General features: G+C 37.7%; 21 protein-coding genes, 1 tRNA gene and 1 pseudogene. 16 read left to right on the top strand and 7 right to left on the bottom strand.

Annotated features, from left to right (window positions below):
• Positions 1-34: 34 nt before the first annotated feature.
• Positions 35-1387, top strand: a complete 1353-nt coding sequence (trkA, locus tag BW727_RS08270; RefSeq protein ID WP_062471505.1) for a Trk system potassium transporter TrkA — start codon at positions 35-37, stop codon at positions 1385-1387.
• 10 nt (positions 1388-1397) lie between these two features.
• Positions 1398-2843, top strand: coding sequence for a TrkH family potassium uptake protein (locus BW727_RS08265; protein ID WP_062471501.1), 1446 nt, complete (start codon positions 1398-1400; stop codon positions 2841-2843).
• 398 nt (positions 2844-3241) lie between these two features.
• On the opposite strand, the gene BW727_RS08260 is transcribed toward BW727_RS08265, so the two are convergent.
• Both BW727_RS08260 and BW727_RS08255 read right to left on the bottom strand, forming a co-directional pair.
• Positions 3242-3910 (bottom strand): potassium channel family protein, encoded by a 669-nt coding sequence (locus tag BW727_RS08260; protein ID WP_062471498.1) that lies wholly within the window; start codon positions 3908-3910, stop codon positions 3242-3244.
• 12 nt (positions 3911-3922) lie between these two features.
• The gene (locus BW727_RS08255; protein ID WP_077795828.1) at positions 3923-5308 is read right to left on the bottom strand and encodes a TrkH family potassium uptake protein; all 1386 of its coding nucleotides are present in this window, start codon (positions 5306-5308) and stop codon (positions 3923-3925) included.
• A gap of 173 nt (positions 5309-5481) precedes the next feature.
• Between BW727_RS08255 and rlmH the strand changes: the two genes are divergently transcribed.
• The 3 genes from rlmH to BW727_RS08240 all read left to right on the top strand — a co-directional run bounded on the left by rlmH (position 5482) and on the right by BW727_RS08240 (position 7446).
• Complete coding sequence (rlmH, locus tag BW727_RS08250; protein WP_062471495.1) at positions 5482-5961, top strand: 23S rRNA (pseudouridine(1915)-N(3))-methyltransferase RlmH; 480 nt, start codon at positions 5482-5484, stop codon at positions 5959-5961.
• Between the two features lie 89 nt (positions 5962-6050).
• Positions 6051-6121 (top strand) — tRNA-Ala (locus BW727_RS08245).
• Between the two features lie 131 nt (positions 6122-6252).
• Positions 6253-7446, top strand: a complete 1194-nt coding sequence (locus BW727_RS08240; protein ID WP_062471492.1) for an NAD(P)/FAD-dependent oxidoreductase — start codon at positions 6253-6255, stop codon at positions 7444-7446.
• A 51-nt stretch (positions 7447-7497) separates the two neighbouring features.
• Here the strand turns inward: BW727_RS08240 and BW727_RS08235 are convergent, their stop codons facing one another.
• Entirely contained in the window at positions 7498-10113 is a 2616-nt protein-coding gene (locus tag BW727_RS08235; protein WP_062471490.1) for a YhgE/Pip domain-containing protein, read from the bottom strand.
• An 18-nt stretch (positions 10114-10131) separates the two neighbouring features.
• Positions 10132-10608 (bottom strand): RrF2 family transcriptional regulator, encoded by a 477-nt coding sequence (locus BW727_RS08230; protein WP_062471487.1) that lies wholly within the window; start codon positions 10606-10608, stop codon positions 10132-10134.
• A 225-nt stretch (positions 10609-10833) separates the two neighbouring features.
• Between BW727_RS08230 and yghU the strand changes: the two genes are divergently transcribed.
• From yghU to BW727_RS08210, 4 genes are all read left to right on the top strand, one after another.
• Positions 10834-11622, top strand: a complete 789-nt coding sequence (gene yghU, locus BW727_RS08225) for a glutathione-dependent disulfide-bond oxidoreductase (protein ID WP_062471485.1) — start codon at positions 10834-10836, stop codon at positions 11620-11622.
• Between the two features lie 145 nt (positions 11623-11767).
• On the top strand, positions 11768-14038 hold the full coding sequence (locus BW727_RS08220; RefSeq protein WP_062471481.1) for an ATP-binding cassette domain-containing protein: 2271 nt from the start codon (positions 11768-11770) through the stop codon (positions 14036-14038).
• A gap of 26 nt (positions 14039-14064) precedes the next feature.
• Entirely contained in the window at positions 14065-14472 is a 408-nt protein-coding gene (locus tag BW727_RS08215; protein WP_149025744.1) for a hypothetical protein, read from the top strand.
• Between the two features lie 138 nt (positions 14473-14610).
• Positions 14611-15573 carry a hypothetical protein gene (locus tag BW727_RS08210; protein WP_062471475.1) on the top strand — a complete coding sequence of 321 codons (963 nt, stop codon included), beginning with the start codon at positions 14611-14613 and terminating at the stop codon, positions 15571-15573.
• A 77-nt stretch (positions 15574-15650) separates the two neighbouring features.
• Here the strand turns inward: BW727_RS08210 and fabV are convergent, their stop codons facing one another.
• Complete coding sequence (fabV, locus tag BW727_RS08205; RefSeq protein WP_062471472.1) at positions 15651-16847, bottom strand: enoyl-ACP reductase FabV; 1197 nt, start codon at positions 16845-16847, stop codon at positions 15651-15653.
• Between the two features lie 154 nt (positions 16848-17001).
• Here fabV and BW727_RS08200 point away from each other — a divergent pair, with 154 nt between their 5' ends.
• Complete coding sequence (locus BW727_RS08200) at positions 17002-17985, top strand: AI-2E family transporter (RefSeq protein ID WP_062471469.1); 984 nt, start codon at positions 17002-17004, stop codon at positions 17983-17985.
• Between the two features lie 374 nt (positions 17986-18359).
• Positions 18360-19534: pseudogene (locus tag BW727_RS08195) on the top strand (MFS transporter).
• On the opposite strand, the gene BW727_RS08190 reads toward BW727_RS08195, so the two are convergent.
• Positions 19450-21231, bottom strand: a complete 1782-nt coding sequence (locus BW727_RS08190; protein WP_472382582.1) for an IS1182 family transposase — start codon at positions 21229-21231, stop codon at positions 19450-19452. The pseudogene BW727_RS08195 and the gene BW727_RS08190 sit on opposite strands and share 85 nt — an antisense overlap.
• Before the next feature lie 152 nt (positions 21232-21383).
• The gene (locus tag BW727_RS08185; protein ID WP_062469461.1) at positions 21384-22076 is read right to left on the bottom strand and encodes a TraX family protein; all 693 of its coding nucleotides are present in this window, start codon (positions 22074-22076) and stop codon (positions 21384-21386) included.
• 70 nt (positions 22077-22146) lie between these two features.
• Here BW727_RS08185 and BW727_RS08180 point away from each other — a divergent pair, with 70 nt between their 5' ends.
• The 5 genes from BW727_RS08180 (at position 22147) to BW727_RS08160 (ending at position 26215) form a co-directional block, all read left to right on the top strand.
• Complete coding sequence (locus tag BW727_RS08180) at positions 22147-22950, top strand: hypothetical protein (protein WP_062469464.1); 804 nt, start codon at positions 22147-22149, stop codon at positions 22948-22950.
• Between the two features lie 74 nt (positions 22951-23024).
• Positions 23025-23651 (top strand): PepSY domain-containing protein, encoded by a 627-nt coding sequence (locus BW727_RS08175; protein WP_062469469.1) that lies wholly within the window; start codon positions 23025-23027, stop codon positions 23649-23651.
• A gap of 197 nt (positions 23652-23848) precedes the next feature.
• Positions 23849-25213 carry an NAD(P)/FAD-dependent oxidoreductase gene (locus tag BW727_RS08170; protein WP_062469471.1) on the top strand — a complete coding sequence of 455 codons (1365 nt, stop codon included), beginning with the start codon at positions 23849-23851 and terminating at the stop codon, positions 25211-25213.
• A gap of 213 nt (positions 25214-25426) precedes the next feature.
• Positions 25427-25675 carry a hypothetical protein gene (locus BW727_RS08165; protein ID WP_062469474.1) on the top strand — a complete coding sequence of 83 codons (249 nt, stop codon included), beginning with the start codon at positions 25427-25429 and terminating at the stop codon, positions 25673-25675.
• Between the two features lie 333 nt (positions 25676-26008).
• On the top strand, positions 26009-26215 hold the full coding sequence (locus BW727_RS08160) for a hypothetical protein (RefSeq protein WP_062469477.1): 207 nt from the start codon (positions 26009-26011) through the stop codon (positions 26213-26215).
• Positions 26216-26225: the final 10 nt, after the last annotated feature.

Raw genomic sequence — 26225 nt, 5'->3', positions numbered from 1 at the left:
TAAGAACATGTTTAAAAATGAAAGGACGAGTCGAATGAAAATCGTGATTGCCGGCGGAGGGAAAGTGGGCTCCGTTCTTTGTACCGAATTAGCAACCGAAGAAAATGACATTATCTTAATTGAAAAAAATGAAAAACGTCTGGATCAACTAATCAACAGTAATGATATATCTGGTATCGCTGGTAATGGTGCAAGCTATGGCATCCAAGAAGAAGCCGGCGTTAAGAATTGTGATATTTTTATTGCCGTTACACCCGCCGATGAAGTGAATCTGATGGCTTGTATCTTAGCAAAAAAGTTAGGAGCTAAATATACGATTGCGCGTGTGCGTAATCCAGAATATTCCAATCATTTTGAGCCGTTCCGCGAGAGCTTAGGGGTCAATTTAATGATCAACCCCGAATTAGAATCTGCTCGTAGTATTGCCCGTATTATTAAATTTCCAACAATCTTAAGTATCCAAGCCTTTGCAAAAAACAAAGTAGAGCTGATTGAAGTTGAAGTACGCCCTGATAGCCCGCTGGATAACTTATCACTTTTTGATTTCCGAACCCGTTATGGGGAGATTTTGGTGTGCGCGATTCGCCGAAAAGAAGAAACGCTCATTCCAACCGGTAAAGACCATATTCACGCAGGCGACCATGTTTTTGTCCTAGGCAGTAAACAAACGATACGTAAATTTTATAGAACCATTCTTCCTCGAACTAAAGAAGTTCATTCTGCTCTTATTATCGGGGGAGGCCGTTTAACCTACTATTTAATCGACTATTTAAAAGAGTATCGTATGTCGATCAAGGTCATCGAACTCAATCGATCGGTAGCGGAAGAGCTGAGTGCAGTCTATCCGGATGTTGAAGTGATTTTGGGAGATGGAACGGATCAAGACGTCTTGCAACAGGAGGGTATTAATAATTATAATGCTTTCGTCTCATTAACCGGCGTAGACGAGGAAAATATTATTGCATCTCTTTACGCAGCACGTCAAGACGTGGATAAAGTCATCACGAAAGTAAACCGCGAGATTCTTTTAAAAATATTTGATGGTCTCGGTATGGAATCCATTATTACACCCAAACGTGTCATCGCGAACACAATTTTGCACTTTGTACGCAGCCTTGGGAACAATGCCGTTTCAGATGTGGAAGCTCTTTATCGTTTAGCGGATAACCAAGCAGAAGCCATCCAATTTAAAGTCAAAGCGACCAGTAGAGTCATTGGAATCCCGTTGCAAACCATGAAAACTAAAAAGAATCTGTTAGTCGGTTATATTGTCCGCGATCGGAAGTTAATTATTCCATCTGGACAAGATGTTATCAAAGCCGATGACCAAGTAATTATTATAACCAAAGATAAATACTTCGATGACATCGATGATATCTTGAAATAGGGGTGAGGATATGAATAAAGCGATGGTTCGTTATGTCGTTGCCCGACTGCTTCAAATAGAAGGACTACTGTTGTTATTTCCGCTTATCGTCAGTCTAATTTACAAAGAAGCCTTTCTATACACCTTCAGTTTTTTATCGGTTAGTATTATTTTAACCGTTATAGGAACCGTTTTTTCACTAAAGAAGCCAAAAAACAACCGGATGACAGCACGAGAAGGTTTTGTGATTGTTGCTTTGTCATGGGTGTTGTTTTCCTTATTTGGTGGGATACCCTTTGTGATTAATGGTGACATTCCACGTTTAGTAGACGCGTTTTTTGAAACAACGAGCGGGTTTACAACGACCGGTTCTAGTATTTTGACCGATGTCGAAGCATTGGCGCATTCGAGTTTATTTTGGCGTAGTTTTACACATCTCATTGGGGGGATGGGGATTCTTGTTTTTGCGCTAGCTGTTTTGCCCCAAATGGGTTCCCAGTCTGTCAACATTATGAAAGCTGAAACACCGGGACCAACCTTTGGAAAGTTGGTTTCTAAATTGTCTTCATCCGCACGTATCCTCTATATTATTTATTTAGTCATGACCGCTGTCATTATTCTTTTGTTATTTCTAGGTGGAATGGATGCGTTTGAAGCAATTTTACATGGATTTGGTGTGGCAGGAACAGGCGGTTTTGGTGTTCGTAATGGGAGTATTGCACCATATGGCAGTGCTTATTATGAATGGGTTGTTGGTTTTGGAATGTTAGTATTCGGGATTAATTTTAATCTGATTTATTTATTATTATTAGGCAGAATCAAACAAGTCTTTGGAAGTGAAGAATTAAAGTGGTATCTTTTTATTGTAGCAGGGGCAGTGACACTTATTTCAATTAACCTGTTCCCTACCTATACGTCTTATAATGTCTTAGTACGAGATGTCTTCTTTACGGTTTCTTCCGTGATGACAACGACTGGGTTTTCCACAGTTGACTTTGGAAGTTGGCCTCTCTTTTCGCAAGCTATTCTTCTATTCTTGATGTTTGTAGGTGGCTCCGCAGGTTCTACAGCGGGCGGATTAAAGGTATCTCGTGTTTTAGTCTACATAAAAGTTTTTATTGCAGAGATCAAAAGTGTTGCGCAACCCAATCGTATTGTAACGATTCTATATGATAAGAAGCCTCTAAATAAAAAGACTGAAAATAGCGTCACCAACTATATGATTGTTTATATCCTGCTGTTTATTACGATGTTTATGGTAATCAGTTTAGACTTACCTGATTTCAAATCGGCCTTTAGTGCGGTAGCGGCCGTTTTTAACAATATCGGACCAGGCCTTGGTTTTGTTGGACCCACTTCAAGTTTTGCTGAAGTAGGAGACTTATCGAAAATTATCTTATCTTTTGGTATGTTAGCTGGCCGGTTGGAAATATTTCCTATTTTAATATTATTTGCACCGCGTACCTGGAAAAAGTAGAAACCAAATTGGTTTCTACTTTTTTTGTGGATAAGTTTTGGGAAAACTATTTTAACCCTGTCAATAAGTCTTCTAAAAGGTGAATGACGTCCCTTTCTAAAATAAATCTTATCCCCAAAATCTGTGGATAACTGTGGATAACTATTTAATGATTGTGAATTAATAATACTTAAAGCCTATTTAATAGCGTTTGTTTTGTGAATTTGGGATGTGTACAAGTCAGGGATAAAAAATAAAGCTTGCAATTTCCAAAATCAATATCTGGGTACGTATTTCTTAATACTACCAAATGTGGTGGCGAACATGTGTACATGTGGATAACTTTTGTGGATAACCTGTTAAAGACGTTGATAAACTCAAAAAAATAACCAAGACAAGAGAATTGTCCTGGTTATCACTTATTTTAATTCATTTAAATAATCAATTTGTTCAAACGTATCCGATTCTGTTATCCCAACTAAGACAAGTTCTTCTGTCACTGGATCGTTAGGATCAAAGGAAACTAGTAATTTACCTGTTTTAGATTTTCGCATACCAATGATGTTAATATCGTATACCTTACGCAAATCTAGTTCAATTAGACTTTTACCCACCCAAGTAGCAGGTGGATAAAACTCAACGACGGATGTTTGATCATCTAAACGAACAATGTCTTCAATATTTGTCCGTAAGATCTTTTTGGCAATTCGCAAACCCGATTCTTTTTCAGGTTGAATTACCGTTGTCGTACCAATTTCTTCTAAAACTTCTCGGTAATTTTTATTTTTTGCTTTTGCGATAATTTTTTTAATCCCTAATTTTTTGCAGTTTAAAACCCCTAAAACACTTGCTTCTAAGTTTGTCCCGGTCGCAATTATAACAGCATCACAATCTTCCAAACCAACCGTTCGCAGTAGTTCCATATCTGTAAAGTCACCGATAATCCCTTTGGTTACAAAAGGCTGGATGCGGTTGACGTTTTCTTCGCTTTTATCAATGGCAATGACATCGCTGCCGTATTCTGCTAACGTTTTGGCAATGGTTGATCCAAAAATACCTAAACCGAGAATCCCAATTAATTTACTCATTTTATTATTCTCCTAACCAATGATAAGACTTCCTTTAGAATAGAGGATATCTTTTACCGCTTTATTTTTTCTAATTAAACTATCTAACAAGGTAATCGGTCCAATTCGACCGGCAAACATTAAGAACATGATGACAAAGTGACTCATACGCGAAAGAGAAGGAGTTAAGTTTGCGGTAACACCCACTGTTCCAAGCGCTGATACAGCCTCAAAAATCAAAAAGAGAGGATTGACATGAGGATTAAATAGTAACAAAAGACTGGCACCAAGTAAAAGAACGGAAAGCATGGAAATAAAAATAACGAGAGATTGTTTTACAATCGATTTGGTAATTGTATGATAGTACACATTCACATTATCTTGGCCACGTAATTCGTTGTAGAACAAGAGTAAAACAATGGCAATTGTCGTTGTTTTCATCCCACCAGCAGTTCCACCCGGTGATCCACCAATAAACATAAAGACTGTACTGGTAAACATACTAAAAGGGGTAATACCGGTATAATCGACCGTCGCAAACCCAGCTGTTCGCATGGTAACCGTATGGAAGAAGCTGGCAAGGACTTTTTCCCCCAATGAAAACGAACCAATACTCTCTGGATTCGCATACTCTGCGATAAAGAAGAGCAAAGTACCAGTTAACAATAAACCTAGCGTCATTGTTATTGTTAAGCGTGTGTGGATTGTCAGCGTGCGGATTTGTTTAATAAGGGAAGAACTGGTTTTAGCTTTTTGATTAGTCTTGATTAAATGAGCCACATCAAACCAAACAGAAAAACCAATGCCACCTAAAATAATTAATGAGGCAATCGTTAGATTAATAAGTGGGTTATGGACAAACTGAGTTAAACTCGAATTCCCTAAAATATCAAAACCAGCATTACAAAAGGCCGATACTGCTAAAAATAAAGACGTGAACAAGCCTCTAGACCAGCCCAACTCTGGTACAAAGTAAAAACTGAGTAGAATCATGCCAATCCCTTCGATAACAAAGGTATATTTAATGATGATATAAATAAAATTACGGAAATCTTGGCTATCTCCGCGGTTAATTCCTTGTTGGACTGCAAGTTTATTTTTAAACCCAATTTTACCTTTCGACAGCCGTAAAACGAAAATAGCGATGAGGGTCATTAACCCCAATCCACCAATTTGAATAAGAATTAAAGAGACAATCTGTCCAAATAAGGTATAAGAATCGGCAATCGATTCTGTAAACAAACCGGTTACGCACACCATGGAGATGGATGAGAAAAGATTATCCACATAGGTCGCGTTGGATGTCGGCAGTTGGCTGATCGGTAAGGACAAGAGAATCGAACCGATAAAACTAACCGCGGCAAAACTGGCCGCTATTTTTTGTGATGTCGACCATTTTTCAAAATATTTTAAGAACATGGGCCTTTCCTTTCTATAAGTGCACATTGTTTGCAATAGAAATATTGTAGTACGAAAATCATAAAAAAGATAGTTAAATGATGAAAAAAACTGGTTCTCCTTACAGGATTGAACCTTGCAAGCACGCCTCTTTTTGACTACTATGGAGAGAAGATAAAAAGAGGAGTTTAGTCATGAATATAAAGATTATTGCGGTTGGAAAATTGAAAGAAAAATATCTCAAACAAGGTATCGCCGAATATGTAAAACGTCTAGGTAGCTACTGTAAATTAGAAATGATTGAAGTTAACGACGAAAAAGCACCAGAAAACTTGAGTGAGAAAGAGATGGAACTGATTAAGGAAAAAGAAGGTGAACGGATTCTCGCAAAAGTTAGCGATCAAAGCTATGTCTTTGCTCTAGCAATTAACGGCAAACAATACGAATCAACCGCTTTTGCAGATCAAATCAACCAACTCGGCATTCAAGGAAAAAGTAACATTACCTTCATTATCGGTGGTTCACTCGGATTAAGCAACCAAGTCCTCAAACGTGCTGACCAAGAAATCTCCTTTGGCAAACTCACCTTCCCTCACCAGTTGATGCGACTAGTCTTAGTAGAACAGGTGTACCGAGCTTTTAGGATTATGAATGGACATGCGTATCATAAATGATAATAAAAATTAAAACAGATTAAGCAAGAATATCTACAAACTTTGTGTTATAATTATCTTTAGCGGAATAGAATAACGCTAGAGATTCTGGGCGATTAGTATAGCGGGAGTACGCTAGCATGGCATGCTAGTAGCACGAGTTCGATTCTCGTATCGTCCATAAACATAAAAAACAAGCCATTGTTAAGATGGCTTGTTTTTTATGTTTACTATATTTTTAGCCTTAATATTTCTATACAAGAATAGCGCTGTGGTAAAATAAAGAAAATTATCAAACAAAGGAGAGTCTTTATGGATCTATATGCGGGGAATACATACTGGAATCAAACACAGCCGGCTACTTCTCAATTTGAAAAATTAAAGCAAGATATTCACGCGGATGTTTTAATAGTCGGAGCAGGGATGTCAGGTACTTTATGTGCCAATGTTTTATCTACTCGGGGACTGGATGTAGTTGTAGTAGAAAAAAAATCGGTTGCCTATGGAAGCAGTGTGGCTAACACAGGGATGTTACAATACTGTAGTGATAAGAGTATCAGTCAGTTTGCAGAAGATATTGGCGAAGAAAAGGCAGTGCTTTTTTATCAGATGTGTTTGGAAGCAATGGACCAGTTGACTGAACTTAACCGCCAATTGGAGGGTCCCACTGGTTACCGATTACGGGATAGTATTAATTATGCCAGTGAAGAAAAGGACCAAGAGAGATTGATGAAAGATCAAAAACTCTTTGATAAATACGGCTTTCCTTCTGAGTTTTTAAACCGGCAAGAACTAACAGAACGGTATCAGATCGATAAAGCCGCTGCCTTACGCACTTGGCACGATGCGGAAGTAAATCCCTATCAGTTTATTCAATCTATAACGAAAAAGAATAGTGAGCAAGGAGTCACTTACTATGAAAATACAGAGGTTGACCTTGATCAGATTACGACAAATTCTGTTCAAACTGTCGATGGTTTTGTTATCCACTTCAATCATTTGATTTTGGGTACAGGTTATACAACCATTTACCCCGCTATTCAAGATAAATGTATCCAATCGCGAACCTACGCTTTTGCTTCCGCTCCAATAACGGGAGATTTGTGGAAGGATGACGTGATGGTTTGGGAAACAAAACGACCTTACCTTTATTTCCGTACGACACCCGACCACCGGGTAATTGCTGGTGGTCGGGATGAAGAAATTAATCAAGTGGTAGAGGATCCCGACAAAATTCGCCAGATAAATGAAGAGATTGCAGAGGAAATTGAAACACTTTTCCCGCATTTAAATATCGATATCGAGTATGTTTGGAATGCTTTGTTCTATGGTTCAAAAGATGGGCTGCCTTTTATTGGGGCTGATCCGTCTCAAGCTAATAAATATTTTCTTCTCGGCTATGAAGGAAACGGGACGTGTTATTCAATGGCAGGAGCAGTTTTGTTAGCCGATTTGATAGAAGGAAAAGAGAATCCTTATCAGAATTTACTCCGAATCGATCGTTAAAAGTAAAAAAAAGAACCCTTTTTATAGGGTTCTTTTTTTTAGGAAATATTTTTAAAATAATGAAAAGCTTTCAAAATTTTCTTGATCCATCTTTTGACGTTTCACTGTATAGAATAAGATAATGAACAGATTCACGACTACAAAAATCCCTATTAGAACGAACATATCTGATTGGACGCTGCCGCCAATTCCAAAAACGTTTCGATAAGCATCAATCGAATAGGTGATGGGTAGGAAGGGGTGAATCGCTTTAAAGAAATTATTTGATAATTGAATCGGGTATGTACCACCTGAACCTGATAATTGAAGAACTAGGAAGATTAACATTAAGAACGATCCTACTTTATCAAATAAAAGATTAAACAACATAACAATGGAAATAGAAGTCAGTGCCGTTACGATAGTTACAAATAGCGTTTTTCCAAGCGACAGTGTTTCTAGACCATTTACATTAACTAAAAGTGTCACCATGATTAAGGATTGTAAAATTCCTACTGCTCCAACAACAGATAGTTTACTTGCCCACCAGCTGAGACTACTTTTTGGATATTTATTTGGGGTAAAGACGTCATACATCAAGTTCAAACTAATCGCCCCAACAAATAAGGCTACAGACATCATATAAGGTGCCATTCCGGTCCCGTTATTAGCAATGGGTGCACGCTCGCTTTGACGAGAAATAACGGGTTGAGCCATAACCTCGTAGGTATCGTCTGATGGATTGACTTCATTTAAGGCCTTGCTACCATTAGCCAGTTTTTTGTTTAATTCAGCAGTGCCATCTACTAGTGAGAAGAGACCATCGCCAAGTTTAGTAGACCCATCAGCCAATTGACTTGATCCCTCATTAATTTTTTCAGCCCCATCGGTTAGTTTATTGGCCCCATCCGTTAATTCGGGAGCTTTTTCAACTAACAGATTGGTTCCTGTAACAAGTGCTCGTGTTCCGTTTTGTAAATCATTTGCACCTGCTGCAAGTACGCCTGTTTGGTTATTCAACGTTTGTAAGCCAGAATTGAGACGCGAACTGCCATCAAGCAATTCACTGCTACCGTCTGCTAATTGTTGTGACCCACCTAAAAGCTGTGTGAGCCCATCAGACAGGGTTTGTGTCCCAGTTTGAGCTTTTCTTAAACCATTTTGTAGAGATTCAGCACCTGATAACAAGGCTTGGCTGTTAGTACCAATCTCATTAAAGCCATCCATCAATGCGTAGGTGCCACCGTAAATACGGTCATAACCGGCTGCTAATTCACTGACACCCACTTGTAAGGCCAAAATTTGATTGGAAATTGCGGAGGCATCAATGTCGTTTAAGGAAGAGAGACTTGATAAGCCAGCTCCAATGGTTTGGATAGAGGCGTATTGTTGAGCGCCAATCGTTTGCAACTGAGAAGAAACAATTTGTTCAACGGCAGCTGCTTGTTCAGGACTCAAATTAGCATTGCTCTCTTGGATAGCCGTCATAATAGCGCTGGTATTTGAAGTCGGTTCGCTCGCAACTAGAATATTTTCTAGTTCTATTTGCGTGGCAGATACTAAGCCAGTGAGATTGCTTAGTTGACCCATTACACCTTCTAACTCTGAAGATATAGAAGAATTTTGTAATTGATCGTTTAACGTTCCTAACCCAGCATCCATTTGATCTAATCCAACTTTTAACTGGTTTAATTTTTCTTCTTGTTCTTGGCTTGTCATAGTGGTATTTAGACGCTCTAAACCATCTACTAAAAGCTGGCTACCTTGCGTTAATTGCGCCATACTTTCATTGAGAGTACCCATCCCACCTGAAAGAGTAGCAGTATTGTCAACGAGAGAAGTAAGACCTGTTTGTAAGGCGTCACTCCCATCATTTAAGCTTGCTGAACCTTGAGCTAATTGTTGGACAGCCGATTCTAAAAGAGGGACTTTCCCTGTTAAGGTTTCTACACCTTCATTCAGTGCAACCGCACCATTATCTACTTGCGTTACTCCATCTAAATAGGTTTGTAAGCCAACGTTTAAGGTTTCAGTACCATCTTTAAATATTAACGTACTAGCGGCTAAAGTATTCAAATTGCTTGTAACCGTTTGATTACCATCTTTAATTTCGACGGCGCCATCCGTTAATTGTTTAGAACCATCTGCGGCTTTCCCCATACCATCTGCTACCGTTTCAAGTTGATTAAATATAGACTCGGCATAAATAGCTGTTACTTCGTTAGAAATCGTTTCTTTAATTTCATTAGCGGCCGATGAAGTGAGCTTGGAAGCGATGTAGCTACGTCCAGTACTTGTTTCATAATCTAAGACCATCTGCTTAGGTTTTTCATCCATAATAGTTGTTGCATTCTCAGAAAAATTTTCTGGGATCGTCAAGGTCATGTAATAGTCCCCTTTTTCTAATCCAGAATTTGCTTCTGTTTGTGATACAAAATGAAAGTCCAAAGCATCAGATTCCTTTAATCCATTTATTAAAGAATCTCCAATGGCTAACTCTTCATCATTAAACTGAATGGGTTTATCTAAATTGACGATTGCAACAGGCAAATCTGCTAATTTCCCGTAAGGATTCCACATAGAACTTAAAAAGATAACCGTATATAAAGAAGGAATTAAACTAATTCCTAGAAGGATAGCGAGCATTTTTTTATTTTTAAAGATTGATTTCCATTCTCTTTTAAACATTGTACACGTCTTCTTTCTCTAACTATTTTCATTTGAAACTAATTTTTTCCAATTGATAGAATCAACTTCATGATTTTCTTCTGTCAGAAGCGATTCCAAATTATATTGTTGTAACCGTTGCTTGAATTGTTTTTCTGCATCAAAAAAGACGTCCAATACTTCACGCTTTTTACTTTTTATTTTATCCGTGTTTATAAAAACCTTTTCTGCCAAGTTAGAAGATCTAACGAAACTCTTTTCACCTTCAATTGCTTCGTAAATATGAAGCATCGTAATCTCTTTAGGTGCTTTTAACAGGCGAAAACCTCCCTCTCTGCCGGATTCAGATAAAACTAAACCAGAAACGACAAGTTCACGCATAACTTTTTTCAAGTAAGAATCAGAAACAGATAGTCGTCGACTGATAATGGTGCTTTTTAAAGGGAGTTGATTAGATTGAGTAGCTAGCATAATTAATATACAAATGGCTTGTTCCACACTGTTTTTCATTTTCATTTATTTCGCCTCCTATCGTAGACAAGTTATATCCATAGATATATTATATCTATGATTGAAAACAATGCAATGATATTGTTAATTTTTAATAAATTAAATAAAGCTATTCTTATTAAATCAAGGATGAGTACTAACAAACTAATTAGATGAGGACGTTTATCATTTGGGTCTACTAGCTCAGAAGTGTATGATAAAGGTACGATAATAAGAATGAGGAGGGGTCATATGGGAACATATGAATTGCCAAAAGTATGGAAGTGGGAAGAAGAAAATTCCAATAAAACAGGTAATAATCCGACTGCGGGGAGCCGATTTGAACAGAAGTTGCCAGTTGGTGAAGCGCCGTTTCAACTCTATTCATTAGGAACGCCGAATGGGGTTAAAATAGCAATCATGTTTGAAGAGTTAAAGGAGTTAAAGGTAACAGGAGCCGATTATGACTTATATTTGATTAATATTGGTGAAGGGGATCAGTTTGGGTCAGATTTTGTTAAGATTAATCCTAATTCTAAAATTCCAGCACTTGTAGATCAAAGTCAAAGTCCGCGTTTAGAAATTTTTGAATCGGGATCGATCTTGCTTTACTTAGCTGATAAATTTAACCAACTCATTCCAACCGATATTCATGGTCGAACTGAAACGTTGAATTGGTTATTCTGGCAAATGGGAGCAGGACCTTATGTGGGAGGCGGATTTGGTCACTTTTTCGCCTATGCACCAGAACCGATGAAATATCCCATTGATCGTTTTACGATGGAGACAAAACGACAATTAGATTTACTAGATCAAACGCTAGCAGAGCGACCTTACATAGCGGGTGAAACCTATACAATCGCAGACATCGCTATCTGGTCTTGGTATGGCCAATTAGCGTTAGGAACGTTATATGAAGGGTCCTATGAGTTTTTAAATATGGACGAATATACTCATCTTTTAGAATGGGCAAATCGTATCGTCGAACGACCAGCTGTTCAAAGAGGATTAAAAGCAGAATATCAACCGATAGAAAAATAATTTCTAAATAAGGACGCTCTACGCAATAGAGCGTCCTTATTTAAATGAAACGTTTCATTTAAATCGCTTTCGTGTGCTTTTATACCATCGATATGATAAAAATGAGGAGAGAGAAATAAAAAAGTGACTAGAAAGGGTAAGCGATATGACAGAATTTAAAGATGAAATTATTTTAAGAGGTCTCAAAGAAAATAACCTTAAAAATATTGACTTAAATCTTTTAAAGGGAAAGATAACTGTATTTACCGGTCTATCTGGTTCTGGAAAAAGTTCGGTTGCTTTTGATACCTTAGCTACCGAAAGTAGAAGGCAGATGACCTTAAACTATCCGCTCTATGTTAGAAACCAAATGCCACGCTATGAACGCCCCCATGTTGATTTGATGCAGAACTTAAGCCCCGTTGTAGTCGTTGAACAGCGAACGGTTGGTGGGAATTCGCGTTCGACGGTGGGGACCTATATGGATATCGATCCATTAATTAGACTGCTATTTTCGAGAATTGGTGATCCTTCAATCGGTTCGGCAACGGAGTACACGACACAAAGTTCTTTTGGTAGGTGTCCGAAATGTGATGGGTTTGGTCAAGTCGTTACACCAGATATTAATAAACTCGTTGACTTTAATAAATCCTTACGTGATTATGCGGTTCAATTTAAGCCTTTATCTCCTTCGGGTTGGCAAGGCCAATGGATGATAACCTGTGGATTGTTTGATCCAGATTTACCAATCAAAGACTATCCGGAAGAAACGCGTGAATTATTCCTCTATGGGCCCTCTGGTGGCGGGACGGTCTATGCACCTTTCCATACTAAAGATGGTCCCCAAAACGCGCAATGGGATGGACTGTTGCCACGCTTTGTCAGACTCTATATTAACCGGGATGTAACCAAACTCAAACAAGTTTCACAAGACGATGTCTTAGCCGTTTCATCGAATAAAGTGTGCCCACTTTGTCATGGCTCGGGCTTGAATCCAGAAGTTTTAACTAGTAAAATACATGGTTTTAATATTTTAGAATATAGAGAGATGGAAATAACAGAGTTGGTAGAGGAATTAAAAAAAGTAACCGATTCGCTGGGTCAATCAATTGCGCAACAAGCCATTCCTTTAATCAATCAGCTCATTGAAATGGGTTTGGGTTATTTGAGTTTATCTCGAAAAATGGGAACCTTGTCCGGTGGGGAAGCACAGCGTGTTAAAATCGCTCGTCATTTAGCGAGTAGTTTGAATAATATGACCTATATTTTTGATGAGCCTAGCGCTGGGTTGCATCCAGAAGAAGTTAATCAACTGATTACCATGTTAAAAAATATAAAAAATCATTATAATACGGTCATCGTCATTGAACATGATTTATCCGTAATAAAGGCAGCTGATCAAATTATTGAAATGGGGCCTGGAGCAGGTGTTGGCGGCGGGGAAGTTGTTTATCAAGGAAAACCAACAGGGCTAAAGAATGCTCCCGGTGCAGCAACCAAGTTGGAACGCCACCTATCCATCAACAAGCATCCGCGCAAAACGAATCAGTTTTTTGAAATAAAAAACGCTACGAATAATAACTTGAAAGATATCAGTATTGGGATTCCTAAGAATGTTTTGGTTTCTATTGTAGGGGTTTCGGGTTCAGGTAAGAGTTCCCTCATGCTAGAAGCTTTCCCTGAGCGGTATCCTGAAACTATAACCGTTAGCCAAGACCGTATAGGAATTTCCAGCCGGTCAACGCTTGCGACTTATATGGGGATTATGGATGATATTCGGGCTGTCTTTGCAAGAGAAACGGGGCAACCGCCAGGTCTATTTAGCTTTAATTCGCTCGGAGCCTGTCCTGTTTGTAAGGGGAAAGGTGAAGTGAAACCAGATGTTGCCTTTGCCGATCCGGTGACCATTCGCTGTGAGGCTTGTGAAGGGACCCGTTACTCGGATGAAGCGCGGTCTTTTCGTTATCGCGGTAAAAATATAGTCGAAATTCTACAACTCACGATTGATGAAGCCGTGGATTATTTCGAGAGGTCAAAAATTCTTACAAAAGTTGGTACCCTTAAAGAAGTGGGACTGGGTTATTTAACCTTAGGACAAACAACAAGTTCATTGAGTGGTGGAGAGATCCAACGTTTGAAGTTAGCCAGTCATTTAAAAAAAGAAGGTCAAATCTACCTATTAGACGAACCATCCCTGGGTTTGCATATGAAAGATAACGATAAGTTGCTACGAGTATTCCAAGACTTGGTTGATAAAGGAAATTCGGTTATTGTCATTGAACATAACCTAGATTTTATTGCAGCAAGTGATTGGATTATTGAATTGGGTCCAGAAGGTGGAAAAAGAGGCGGACATGTGATTTTCAAAGGTCGGCCAACTGACTTGTTAGAGGCAAACACCCTAACTGCTAAATGGTTAAAGAAAGCGACACAGTAATTAAAAAACTAAAGGGGAAGGTTTTTTTGAATAAAGAAGGCAACCAAAACCGCAACAGTATTGACTATTTTGGTCTGGTAGGGATTATTCTGTGGTATCTCACCTACTTAGTAAGGAAAACAGGATGGATAACCACTTATTCTTTTTTAAGTCTCTTTTGGAATGTTCCTAATCTCGCCTTTGCTTGGGTTTTAACGGCTATGTTGAAACAACTCTATCAACCAGCATTCAGCAAAACCCCACTTATTACGACTCCTTTGACGATAAAGAAATATTTTTATATTTGTCTATTAGTGGTCATAGGAGCAGTTATGAATGAAGTTATCTTTTCTGTTTTCCAAGAAATTGCAGTTGATAGAGATGATTTACTTGCGACTCTTATAGCACAAGTAACAATCTTTATAATTCCGGTTCTTCGCAAAGAAATCTATTAGAAGAAGCATTTTAACGGCACTCATAATTGCAGATTGCAACGTGATGAATTACTATAAACGTAAAGATGAGAACAGAAAAAAACTCCGTAAAACTTGGTCACTTGTTAGTAACGAGCAAGAAGTAGAGGAGGGTAAACCATGATTGAAAAATACATCTATGCGGTCACGAGAGAGTTGCCTAAAAATGCCAAAGTAGAAACCGCCGAGAAGTTACGAGAACTTATTCTTGAAAAGATAAGTGTGCTAGACAGTGAAATAAACCAAGAGGAAAAAATTGATTTGGTGCTAAAAGAATTGGGAGATCCAAAGCGCTTAGCCAATAAATATCGCGGAAAAGAACGCTATTTAATTGGTCCTATGTATTTTGATGCTTATATATCTGTATTGAAAATTGTTGCCCTGTCTATATTTATTGGAATATCAATTGCCTCTGGTATTGCAGTGGTTTTTTCCGTTGGCAGTTTAGTAAAATTTACAAGTAGCTATGTCGGAACCCTTATCACATCCCTTGCTCAAGGGGTAATGTGGGTAACAGGTATCTTTGCTTTTATCGAGTATAGCGGCGTTTCGCTTGAAAAACCTAACCAGAATCAAAAATGGGACCCTTCTCAGCTAGCTGAATTACCAGAAAAAAAAGCACGGATTTCCCGTGGAGAATCAATATTTACGATTGTCTTTACTACCATCATTCTACCTATTTTTTTCTTATCATCTGACCGTATCGGTTTTTATTTCAAAATTGAAAATCAGACACAATTTTTTCCACTTTTTAATCTAGAAACTATCCCTTTATTTCGAATCGTTATTGTAATTATTTTTATTTTAACAATAATAGTTGAACTCCTTAAATTAGTTAAAGGAAGATGGACATTAAGATTAGCAATTACCATAACCGTCTTGGATGTTCTCTCTTCGCTGTTTTTGATTTCTGCTATTAGTAGCGCCAACATCTGGGATAATGGATTTATTCGTCAATTTGAATCCTATGCTATTCTCTCTTTTGATCGCCTCATTACGTTAATAGTAGGAGTTATTGTTATCACAACTATTTTGGGAGCTATTTCAGCTCTATATAAAGGCTACAAATATGGAAGTAAATAAACACAATAAAACAGTCTCTTCCTAGACTAATTACAGGAAGAGGCTGTTTTATTCATCATTTTGGTAAATGAACTGTATTAATATTCTAATGCTTTTAACTCATCTAGAGTTATCGCTTCTTCAACGTAATTATCAACTAGGAAGCCACTTAGATTTGAAAATTCTTTGTAAAAAAGGTCATACGCGGTTAAATCCGAATTGAAGTTTGTCTCGTTTAACTGTAAGACAAGTTCCTTAGTTTTAGCTTGTGTATCAGCATCGATTTCCCAATTATCTGGCCTGAGGCGGCCTTCTTTATCGAATTCAGGTTTATCACCGTAAACCATTTCACGATAAATACGTTCTTGATGCATAATTGGGGTTTCGTGGGTGCCTTGTTCACTCATCACCTTGTAAAGAGCAATACAGTAAACTGGGAAAAAGGGAATAACAGAACTCGCCTTGGTAGTAACTGCCGTCGCCACAATCATTTGAGCTTTTCCATTAATATCCGCAAGCAACGCATCAATATTTGCTGCCTTTTCATCACAGTCCGCCTTGGCACGTCCCAGTGTTCCTCCACCATAATAAACATGATTCAGTTCGGTTCCTAGATAAGAGTAATTAGTCGTTAGAACACCATCAGCGAGAACGTCTGCTTCTTTTAAAGCTTCCATCCATAACTGCCAATCTTCTCCCCCCATTACTTTAACTGTGTTAGCAATCTCTTCGTCACTGGCAGCTTCTAATTTTTCTGTATAAAAAGATTCTGTTTGCATATTGATATGCGGGCCAATTACCGGTTCACCAATCGCTTTAATAGCAGAATGGTACGTCTCACCCGTGTCAGGATCTTTACGAACGCCACTTGCGAGGCTGTAAACGACAAGATCTACTTTTCCACCGAACTCTTGCTTGATGTAATCAATAACTTCTTGTTTAGTTTCATGGCTAAAAGCATCTGCGACAAAGTTTTTAGCGATGAGACCTTCCTTTTCAGCGGCTTGACGGAAAGCAATGTTATTATACCAACCAGCAGTGCCTAAATTTCTTTCATTTTTTGGACCTTTTTCAAAGGAAACCCCGATAGTGTCTGCCCCTGCTCCGAAAGCCAGACTAATGCGTGTTGCTAAACCATAACTAGAAGAAGCACCAATAATAAGAACCTTTTTAGGGCCTTCGTAAGTACCATTATTTTTCACATAATTGATTTGATTTAAAACATCTTGTTTACATCCTAATGGATTAACACCTAAAGCGACATTGCCTCGTAATTTCTGTTCGAATTTTAACATGATTAATTTTCCCCCATTAAATCTTAATAAGAATATAATACCAGAAAAAGGTTGTTTTAGTGGTAAGAATAAAAAAACTGTTAAAGTAAAAGAATATCAGGATGACTGTCTAAGCTTTGGTCTATCTTATCAAAATTTTAAAAGGAGCGCCATTATGAACCAATCGCGAATCACACGGTATCTCGTGAATATTGTACTGGTCTTACTTGCTTTTATTTTATTAACGTTTTTATACGACACTTTTTATCCCATTGCTAGTGTCTTTTTTTATCTCTTAGTGCCAATTATTTTTGGGATCTATCTGTATTATGCCTTTCGTCCCATTAAACTGTGGATTTTTAGTAAGACAGGAAAAGAAGGGTTAGCAGCCCTTTTAGCAGTTACCTTGTTCTTTATCATTTTTGGCTTTTTACTTTTCTTTGTAGTAAAAATTGTTTATGAACAAGCACTCCAACTTGCGATAAACTTAGATTTTTCAGCTATTTCGGAATCAGATTTTGCTCTTTATGAATTAATTGATCGCTATTTACCAACGGAAAATATCTTTGATAATGCCGTGGCTTGGGTTCAAGAAAAAGCAATCAATTTTTCAAGAAGACTGCCGGATTTATTTTCCAGCGTGGGGAGTATCGGTTCACAAATTCTATTAATTTTCCTTTCTTTTGCTTATCTGATGAAAGACGATGCCTTAATAAAAAAAGGATTGAATGGTTTTTTAGATAAGGAAGATAAAAAAGAACGACTTGAACAAAAAGAGGTAGCTAGGCAAATTGATGATACGTTAGCGACATATATTAACGGTCAAATTACCATTGCACTTATTTTAGGTATGCTGATGTTTATTGGTTATCTAGTCATTGGCATTCCTTATGCTTTTTTACTGACAATCATTGCGCTGGTTACCAACTTAACCCCTTTCGTTGGACCAATCATCGGGACCGTTCCTGCGGTTATTGTAGCTTTAACAATTAGCTTCCCTATGGTTTTAAAAACACTAGTCATTGCGATTGTGATTCAACAGATAGAGTCAAACTTTGTAACACCTTACGTGATGGGGTCCAAATTACCCATTCATCCTTTTACCGTTATCGTCGTTGTTTTGGTGTCGATTAACTTGTTTGGCGTAATTGGGGTTTAAATTGCTACACCTTTTTACCTATGCCTTAAAATTATTGTGACGTACGTGGTTCATCGAATAGAAAGAAATTCATTATCGTAAATAAAAATCATTAACATATTGTCCGTCTATAAGGAAATAGCTATATTAACTAAAGAGGTGGTTGATGATAGGACACTTTGTATGAAAATGAAAGAACGCTTGCATCTTATTTAAATAACCACCATAATAGATTACTAGATGCCTATTACTAAGTCTAAGAAGCAATTATTATAATTTTATATAAAAAAAGATGGAGGATGAAAAATATGGAAAGCAATGTACCACAAAAGCAATCAATGGAATATTGGAAAAAAATAGTTATTCTATTGAGTTCAGGTTGGATCGCCATTTGAATTTATCGTGCTGCTTTGTCACCTGTATACCCGCAAATTAGAGAATCATTAGGGGCGGTGTTACAGACACAGCTCTTGGTTCTATATCAAGTTTTTATTTCTTAGGTTATGTATCCATGCAAATTCCGGCAGGATATTTAGTTGATAAAATTGGGAAAAAGAAAGTCTTAATTCCCGGATTTATTTTGTTTGCTCTTGCGGCTCTTATTATATCGTAAGCATCAAGTATCAACATGATTTATTTTGGTAGTGTTTTAGCAGATCTTGGTTGTGGATCTTATTATGGTTCTGCATACTCTTTGACTTCTCAAAACATTCCATTAGAAAAAAGAAGTTTCTCTACAGCAATCGTTAACAGTGGTTCCGCAGTCGGAGCTGGTTTTGGTCTTATTTTATCAAGTTACTTAGTTGCACAAAAAGGTTTGCCATGGCAAATTATGATGTATATCTCAATTGTTTTGATTGTTATCGTGACGATTGCATTTGCGGTTGTTATTAAAGGTTCGAAAGAAGACAAAGCGTTCTTTAATGCTAAAGCAGTATCAGACGCAAAAACAGATACAACACCAAAAGTTAAAGTTTCTGCAAAAACATTGTTTTTACCTAAAATGCTATTTGCTTATATTCTCTATTTCGCAGTTTGTTATGCATACTATATGACCGTTACTTGGTTACCAAACTTTTTAGGAACAGAACGTGGTTTCCAAGGAGCAGCAATTGGACTATCTTCTTCTTTAGTATCATTTGCATCAATTCCAGGGGCACTATTTTTCAGTAAGTTAGCTGATAAATACCTTAACCAAAAAGTTAAATTTATCGTTGTTTTAAACATATTAGCTGCAGGTATGCTTTTACTTACTGTAAGAGCGACAACTTCTGGCTGGTTGTTAGTAGCCTTAATTCTTTATGGATTCTTAGGTAAACTAGCAGTAGAACCAATTATGATTGCTTGGCTTGGAGAAAACGCTCCTAAGGTTGGTATTGGTACAACACTAGGCGTGTTCAACTTCTTCGGTATAATGTCATCAATTATTGCACCGGCTCTAACTGGTAGAATTTCAGATGCAACCGGTTCTAAAGTACTTGGATTCTACATTGCCGTTATCCTCTTGGTGAGTGGAACACTCTTGTTTATGTTCTCAGCTATCCGAGATAAACAAAAAACAGCAGTATAAAAAAAATCAATAAAAAGGGGCTGGGAAAAAACTAGCCTCCAATAAAAAAATCGTAATGAAAGAATCAAAATTCTGATTGTTTCATTACGATTTTTATTTTTTACTGCTTTTTTGTAAAAAGAACCCACTTTCCTTCTAGCCTCAAGGGCTAGTTTTGTAAGATTCATGCTCATAAGCATGATGCCGATGTCATTATGAACGGCTTGCTTACCTCTGACATGGGTTCTGCGCATGCCAAATACACCTTTCAAACGACCAAAAACAGTTTCTACGTCAATTTTTCGTTGTGCGTAGATTTCTTTGCCACGATCGCTTTCAAGATTTTCTTTTGCATGCTGCTTAAAGTATTCCCAGTTATAGTTGACCGCTGTCTGGCGCTGGGCACCTTTCGGTGTCTTGGCTAATTGCTTGCGTGTTTCGTCCGGTTGTTCCTCATCAGCCTTGTATACTTTAAATTGTCTTTGGTAACCGTTCTTATCATTTCGCGTACTGTAATGTGAGAAACTAAAATGGACGCCGTCTAAATCTGTATAAGCATCTTTAATCTCATCATAGTCCCAGTTAGCGCGGTGTTTAGGATTAGAACGATAGGTTTTACTGTTCTCTTTATGATACATGCCGTATGGAATGAGCGGTACTTTCTGAAAGGTATCCAGAACCGCCTCGTAATTTTCTTCACTGCCATAGCCAGCGTCTGCGGCGATATATTTAAATAAATCTAACGTTTGAATAGATTCTAAAAAAGGGATAAACGTGCGTGTATCCGTCGGATTTGAAAAAATATCATACGCAATGACAAACTGATTGCTCGATGCGACTTGAAGATTATAACCTGGTTTTAACTCACGGTTCTTCATCGGGTCTTCTTTCATGCACATGAACGTTGCGTCTGTATCTGTTTTTGAGAAACTGTTGCGGCCATCAAATATGGCGTTTGCTTCTTTATAGCGTTGCTTACGCGGCAAGAAATCTTTTTTACATTTATTCCGATGTTTCTTGAGGATGCGACGACGTCGCTTCAGTTTTGAACCCCCTTTGGGAATCACTTTTTCTTCTGTAATCGCCGCTTCAACGGCCACAAGTTCTTTGTCTAGGGAACCGATTATTTCTTCAATGCCTTCGGATGTTTGTAAGGTCTCTTCCGATAGAGCGAGGTTTACTTTTGCTTGGATGAGCTCCTCATACAATTGTGAAACGTTGTCATTGAGTTTCGCTTCATAGTGTGCAATTGCTTTCTTCCAAGTGAAACTATAAATATTGGCATCGGCTTGTATCTTTGTACCATCGATATAGAGCGCATCTTCATGAATCAAGCCGTTGTCACTCAAGAGTGTTGTGAAAAGAATAAAGGCATACTTGATGAGTTTTGATGCGTGCTCACTTGACCGGAAATTATTGATAGTCTTGTAGCTAATAGGAGTATCGCCCGTTAACCACTTCATAGGAATGGATTCTTCATTCATCCGTTCTATTTTGCGTCCAGAAAAGGTTGTGCGACTATAGGCAAACAAACACATTTTTAAAAGCATGGCGGGATGAAAAGCAGGACGACCTGTATGAGACGTTTCTTCCAGAAGAAATTCCGAAGGAATCGAATCGACAAAACGGCTAATGAGGCGGGCTTCATGATCATTCGGGATTGTAAAATCCAATTGTAGTGTGAAGGCTGTTTCCATTGTGTTATAATTTTGATACACGGTGAGTCACTCCTTTGGTTTTTGGTCGTACTTAAATTATAAGGTATTCGACTCACTGTGTCTTTTAAAACGATAAAAATTCCCCACTCTTTCAAAATGAAAGAGTGGGGAATTTTCTTTATTCAGAGACTCAGTTTTTTCCCAGCCCCTTTTTATTGAAAGAAAAACCAACGAATAAAGGAGAGTAATAAAAGATGGACGGGATAAAAAAAGTAGAAAAAGTACTTATTTTGTTTACCTCTTTGACCGTTGTAAAGTTGAATAGGAATTAAGGCGAGAACGGCAGTGGCTTGTAGGAGAAAAAGAATTCCATTGAGAATGTTTCTTTCTAATGTTTGATCACGGTAATAGTAAAAGACAAAAATAATCAAGATACCTATGGCAGCATAGTCAGTTCGAAGGAAGGTTGCAAGCATCATTCCGAATATAGGGGCTAGCCACCTTATATAGACATGATTTTTAAAATGATCAAATGCAGTTATAACCACTAAACCTATCAAGAGCGTGAAGAAGACGTTTTGATAACTGAAATCGAACATGACGCCAGAATGAGCGAGGTCAAAAGGGATTTCAGATAGGATTGCAAAAAGTCCCAGTTGTAAGATATATCTTTTTAAATGGGTAGTATGTATAAATCCTTCCACAAGTAAAAAAGTAAAAATGGGAAAGGCAATTCTACCAATTAGTCTGGTTATAAGTGCCAAGGTAATTAAGGCTGTATCAGCATCAGCCCCTATTAATGGTTCTAAGATAAAGGCACCGATATGATCGATTAACATGGTTCCAATCGCTAGCCACTTTAAACTACTACCAGATAGTCCTTTTAATTTTGCTGTTTGTGTCATTTATAATTCTCCTTTATGTGAAAAGAATGTTACCATAAACGTAACTATTTTGGAAAAAGGATGTGTGTCTATGTTTACCTTAGGAAGAATGATTGATTTTAATTATAAACCAAACAAACTGATTATCCTATTCTCTTCTTTAACGGTTTTGCTTGGTTGGGGCGTAACGGGAAGTCTTTTATCGGGTGCTTATATAGGCGTAAGTGTTTTCCTTACTTGGGCTCTAACACGGGAAGTTGATCCTAAACATGACTATTCTGCTCTGATAGCGGCTGTTTTTTCTCTTTCTAATGTATTTCAGTACGAATCCTTCCAATTGTTGGATATTGCATGGATTCTCCTCTTTATGCGCCTGGTAAACCGACTATCAGGAGAAATACCAACGACCTTTGACATTTTAGGACTACTAGCTCTCACGATTTATCTCTCTATTAGTATGCAAAATAGTAGCTATTTCATTATATACTTCTTAGCGTTGGTTGCTAACCGTAAAAATCGAAAAAAAAAGGCCGATCTCATATTAGCAGGTATCATTAGTTTGGGTTTCTTTCTCGTTGAGAGTTTCTTCTTGGGGTATTTGTTTGGTCATTTACCAAATCAATTAAACTGGATTTACGTATTAATAGTGTTAGCGCTTATCTTTTCTTTTTTATTATATTGGCTTCTAGCCAAAGTTCGCGTTACAGATGACAAAGGAAACGTTGTTGCTCCCGCTAGAATTTTAACCTGTCAAACTATGTATAGTCTAGCGGTTCTCTTGCTGTTGCTATTTGGTGAAATGACCTGGAATAACTTAACTGTTTATTTGTCAGTTTTAGGTGGTATAGCTGTTTATCAGATTGGTATACGAGCCGTAAGGAACCGTATGACATGATTTTTATTCTCATTGCTGTTACCATTATAGTAGGTTAGTGATAACCAAATATAGTTTATACAGGAGGACATGAAATGAGTAAAGTAAAAGGTATGAAACTAGGTATTCTATCACTGTCATCATTTTTTGTACTTGCAGCATGTACGAACGACAACACGACAACAGATGATGATACAATAGCAGATACTGCTGAAGAAATCTTAGAATCTAGCGAAAGCATGGGAACAGAAATTTCATCCGATACGCCAGATATGACATCAGACTCAATGACAACAGGTAAAGGTATTGAAAACATGGAATTTATGGTATCACTAGACGATGCAATTACGACCTTTAGAGATACTTTTACAGGTGATAATATCAATATTGATTCCATTCAGTTTGAGATGGATGATAATCGTTACGTCTACTCCATTGATGGTTGGGACGATGCCAATGATTATGAATTAGACATTGATGCCGAAACAGGTGATATTCTTGCTCAAGAACAAGAAGAAGATATTGATGCGGATGACATGTTGACTGTAGAAGGTATTGTTAGTCCAAAAGAAGCTATGGATGCAGCCCTTACAGCAAGTGGTGAAGGTTACGTTAAAGAGTGGGAATTAGAAGTTGAAAATGATCAAACAATTTATGACATCGACATTGAAGATGGCAGTGACCAAAAAGTGGATGCGTTGACTGGAGACGTATTACAATAATTAACAATTAAAAAGGACGGCTGTGTAGGTTAAGAATTGCTTAACTACAAGGCTGTGCCTTTTTTTTGAAGAAATTGACCATATCTATTGTGAAACAAACCGATTATCCCTATACTAGTAGTATGCTTGCTAGTTTATATTTATTACAAACTAGTTTTGCCTTATTATAAAAATTGATCTGATGGAGGAATGTTTTAATGAAAGTCATTGTTGTGGGTTCATCTCATGCCGGCTATGAGGCCGTTCAAACTTTATTGAAGGATTTACCGGAGGCTGAGATTCATTTATACGAAAAAGGTCCCACTGTTTCGTTCTTATCTTGCGGAATTCAATCCTACCTAAAGGATATCTCAAATAGTTTAGACGAACTACATTATGCTACTGAATCTTCTTATGAAGAGCAAGGTGTAAAGGTTCATACAAATAGTGAAGTAACAAGCGTGGATCCAGAAGCAAAAACAATTACAGTAAAGACAGCTGATGGAGAAACAGAAACCAGCTATGACCGTTTAGTTCTAACACCAGGTGCTAAACCCTTCGCCTTACCGGTAGACGGAACTGACTTGGAACATGTGTACTATTTAAGAGGTCGCGAATGGGCGGATCAAGCGAAAACACGCATGGCTTCTGCTAAAAAAGCAGTTGTCGTTGGTGCAGGTTATATTGGTATTGAAGTAATGGAAGCTTTTGTAAAAGCAGGTATTGAAACAACGGTTGTGGATACGTTAGATCGTATTTTACCAACTTACTTAGACGAAGAATTCACCAACGTTTTAAAAGAAGACCTTGAGAAACGTGGAGTAGGCGTTCGTACCGGTGAGATGGTTAAAGAGATTGTTGGTAAAGATGGTGCTGTAACCAAAGTTATCACTGATAAAGGTGAATATGAAGCAGATACAGTTGTCGTTGCAGCGGGTATTCGTCCAGCTACTGAATGGCTAAAAGGTATTGTTAACCTAGACGAAAAAGGGATGATTGAAGTTGATGAGTACATGCAAACCTCGCAAGCTGATATTTACGCAGCGGGCGATGCAACAAAGATTCCATACACACCAACTCAAGCAAAAGCACATATTGCTTTAGCTACCAATGCTCGTCGCCAAGGGATTGTGGCAGCGAAGAATATCGCCTCTGAAAAACCAAGCATGAAAATGAATAGCGTTCAAGGAACATCTGGATTAGCACTTTTTGATTATTACTTTGCCGGAACGGGCGTCAAAGCGATTGATGCGGACCAATGTGAAGAAGAACTGCTTAGCCACTATGTAGAAGAAAAAATCCGTCCAGACTTTATGCATGATCAAGAAAATACCATCATGATGAAAGTTTACTATGGAAAAGATTCTCATATTATTAAAGGTGCACAACTGATGTCTAAACAAAACATCGTAGCTTCCATCAATACGTTGGCCGTTGTGATAGAAGCAGGATGGACGCTGGAAAAACTGTCTCGTGCAGACTTCTTCTTCCAACCTGAATATAACCGTCCTTGGAACTACCTAAATGTTCTTGCACTAGATGCATTGGACAACCCTTACGGTAGCGATAAAATGCTATTTTAAAAAATAACAGTCAAGCCCAGAATAAAATTTATTTCTGGGCTTTTTTGTACCTATAGGATTCCTATTGAGGATGACTTCATAATCCAGCCTTCTTTCTGTGAAATTTCTAACTATCTTTTCCTTGATGTTTTGAGTATAATATTGGTTAATTACAAAAAGTAACCAATGTAATGAACAATATTATGATAAAAATAGAGTGAAGGAAGTGCTGTCATGGAGTTAACAAGCGAGCAAAAGCAAGAAATTCACAAAAAACTAAACGCTACCTGGTCCAGCACCAACTGCCCAAAGTGCGGAAAAGCATGGGTTCATGTGGATGATTTTCTAAGTGAAATTAGGGAGTACCAAGGAGAAAATATATCTGAAGATCAAAAAGTCGCGCCAGTTATCATTCTTTCATGTTTAGTATGTGGACACATTGAATATATCAGCCCTAAAATTTTAAAAATTACGGGTTTTTAACATAGCGAAAGGGAAGCCTTTTGCTATGTTTTTTGTATTATAAAAGAAATAGGTTATTATTTCGTTTATGGTCAATATTGGGTTAGAATAGATATAAGAAAATAGTTAGAGGAGGCTCTTTTTATGAGAAAACTAAATTTTTTTAAAAGACTCATAAACAAAAAGGGGTCTAACCAAGCGGCTACACTTGCAAAAGAAAAAAAGGATACAGCATTGCGAATAAAACCCAATGAGACTTTGTAACAACGTCTGGGCTACTTATATGAAGTCGAAGGAATCTTACAGTACAAACAAGGTGACTTTGAAGAAGCTGAAGTCAACTTACTAAGAGCCATGCAAAACTATTATTATACATATGAAGGAATCGAATGTTTAGCAATAATTTATCGGAAGCGAAAAGATACACTCAGTGAAGTCGCTACCTTAAAAAAAGGAATTGAAATGCTAACAAAGGAAAACGATCCAAGTCAAGATGTTCTTATCATGGAGTTAAAAAACCAATTAGAAAGAGCTAGGAAAAGAATTCTAAGAGATAAGTAATGAAGGGAGT

This window comes from Jeotgalibaca dankookensis, from assembly GCF_002005405.1.
Classification (GTDB): domain Bacteria; phylum Bacillota; class Bacilli; order Lactobacillales; family Aerococcaceae; genus Jeotgalibaca; species Jeotgalibaca dankookensis.
The sequence above is the reverse complement of the archived record's forward strand: the minus strand, read 5'-3'. Positions and strand labels throughout refer to the sequence as shown.

Bases quoted from the DNA above. Each gene is read 5' to 3' on its own strand.
- BW727_RS08160 (WP_062469477.1), top strand. From the start codon at position 26,009: ATGCAAAACTATTATTATACATATGAAGGAATCGAATGTTTAGCAATA.
- BW727_RS08260 (WP_062471498.1), bottom strand. From the start codon at position 3,910: ATGAGTAAATTAATTGGGATTCTCGGTTTAGGTATTTTTGGATCAACC.
- BW727_RS08240 (WP_062471492.1), top strand. From the start codon at position 6,253: ATGGATCTATATGCGGGGAATACATACTGGAATCAAACACAGCCGGCT.
- yghU (WP_062471485.1), top strand. From the start codon at position 10,834: ATGGGAACATATGAATTGCCAAAAGTATGGAAGTGGGAAGAAGAAAAT.
- trkA (WP_062471505.1), top strand. From the start codon at position 35: ATGAAAATCGTGATTGCCGGCGGAGGGAAAGTGGGCTCCGTTCTTTGT.
- fabV (WP_062471472.1), bottom strand. From the start codon at position 16,847: ATGTTAAAATTCGAACAGAAATTACGAGGCAATGTCGCTTTAGGTGTT.
- rlmH (WP_062471495.1), top strand. From the start codon at position 5,482: ATGAATATAAAGATTATTGCGGTTGGAAAATTGAAAGAAAAATATCTC.
- BW727_RS08170 (WP_062469471.1), top strand. From the start codon at position 23,849: ATGAAAGTCATTGTTGTGGGTTCATCTCATGCCGGCTATGAGGCCGTT.
- BW727_RS08230 (WP_062471487.1), bottom strand. From the start codon at position 10,608: ATGAAAATGAAAAACAGTGTGGAACAAGCCATTTGTATATTAATTATG.
- BW727_RS08185 (WP_062469461.1), bottom strand. From the start codon at position 22,076: ATGACACAAACAGCAAAATTAAAAGGACTATCTGGTAGTAGTTTAAAG.
- BW727_RS08175 (WP_062469469.1), top strand. From the start codon at position 23,025: ATGAGTAAAGTAAAAGGTATGAAACTAGGTATTCTATCACTGTCATCA.
- BW727_RS08165 (WP_062469474.1), top strand. From the start codon at position 25,427: ATGGAGTTAACAAGCGAGCAAAAGCAAGAAATTCACAAAAAACTAAAC.
- BW727_RS08255 (WP_077795828.1), bottom strand. From the start codon at position 5,308: ATGTTCTTAAAATATTTTGAAAAATGGTCGACATCACAAAAAATAGCG.
- BW727_RS08180 (WP_062469464.1), top strand. From the start codon at position 22,147: ATGTTTACCTTAGGAAGAATGATTGATTTTAATTATAAACCAAACAAA.
- BW727_RS08220 (WP_062471481.1), top strand. From the start codon at position 11,768: ATGACAGAATTTAAAGATGAAATTATTTTAAGAGGTCTCAAAGAAAAT.
- BW727_RS08235 (WP_062471490.1), bottom strand. From the start codon at position 10,113: ATGTTTAAAAGAGAATGGAAATCAATCTTTAAAAATAAAAAAATGCTC.
- BW727_RS08210 (WP_062471475.1), top strand. From the start codon at position 14,611: ATGATTGAAAAATACATCTATGCGGTCACGAGAGAGTTGCCTAAAAAT.
- BW727_RS08200 (WP_062471469.1), top strand. From the start codon at position 17,002: ATGAACCAATCGCGAATCACACGGTATCTCGTGAATATTGTACTGGTC.
- BW727_RS08265 (WP_062471501.1), top strand. From the start codon at position 1,398: ATGAATAAAGCGATGGTTCGTTATGTCGTTGCCCGACTGCTTCAAATA.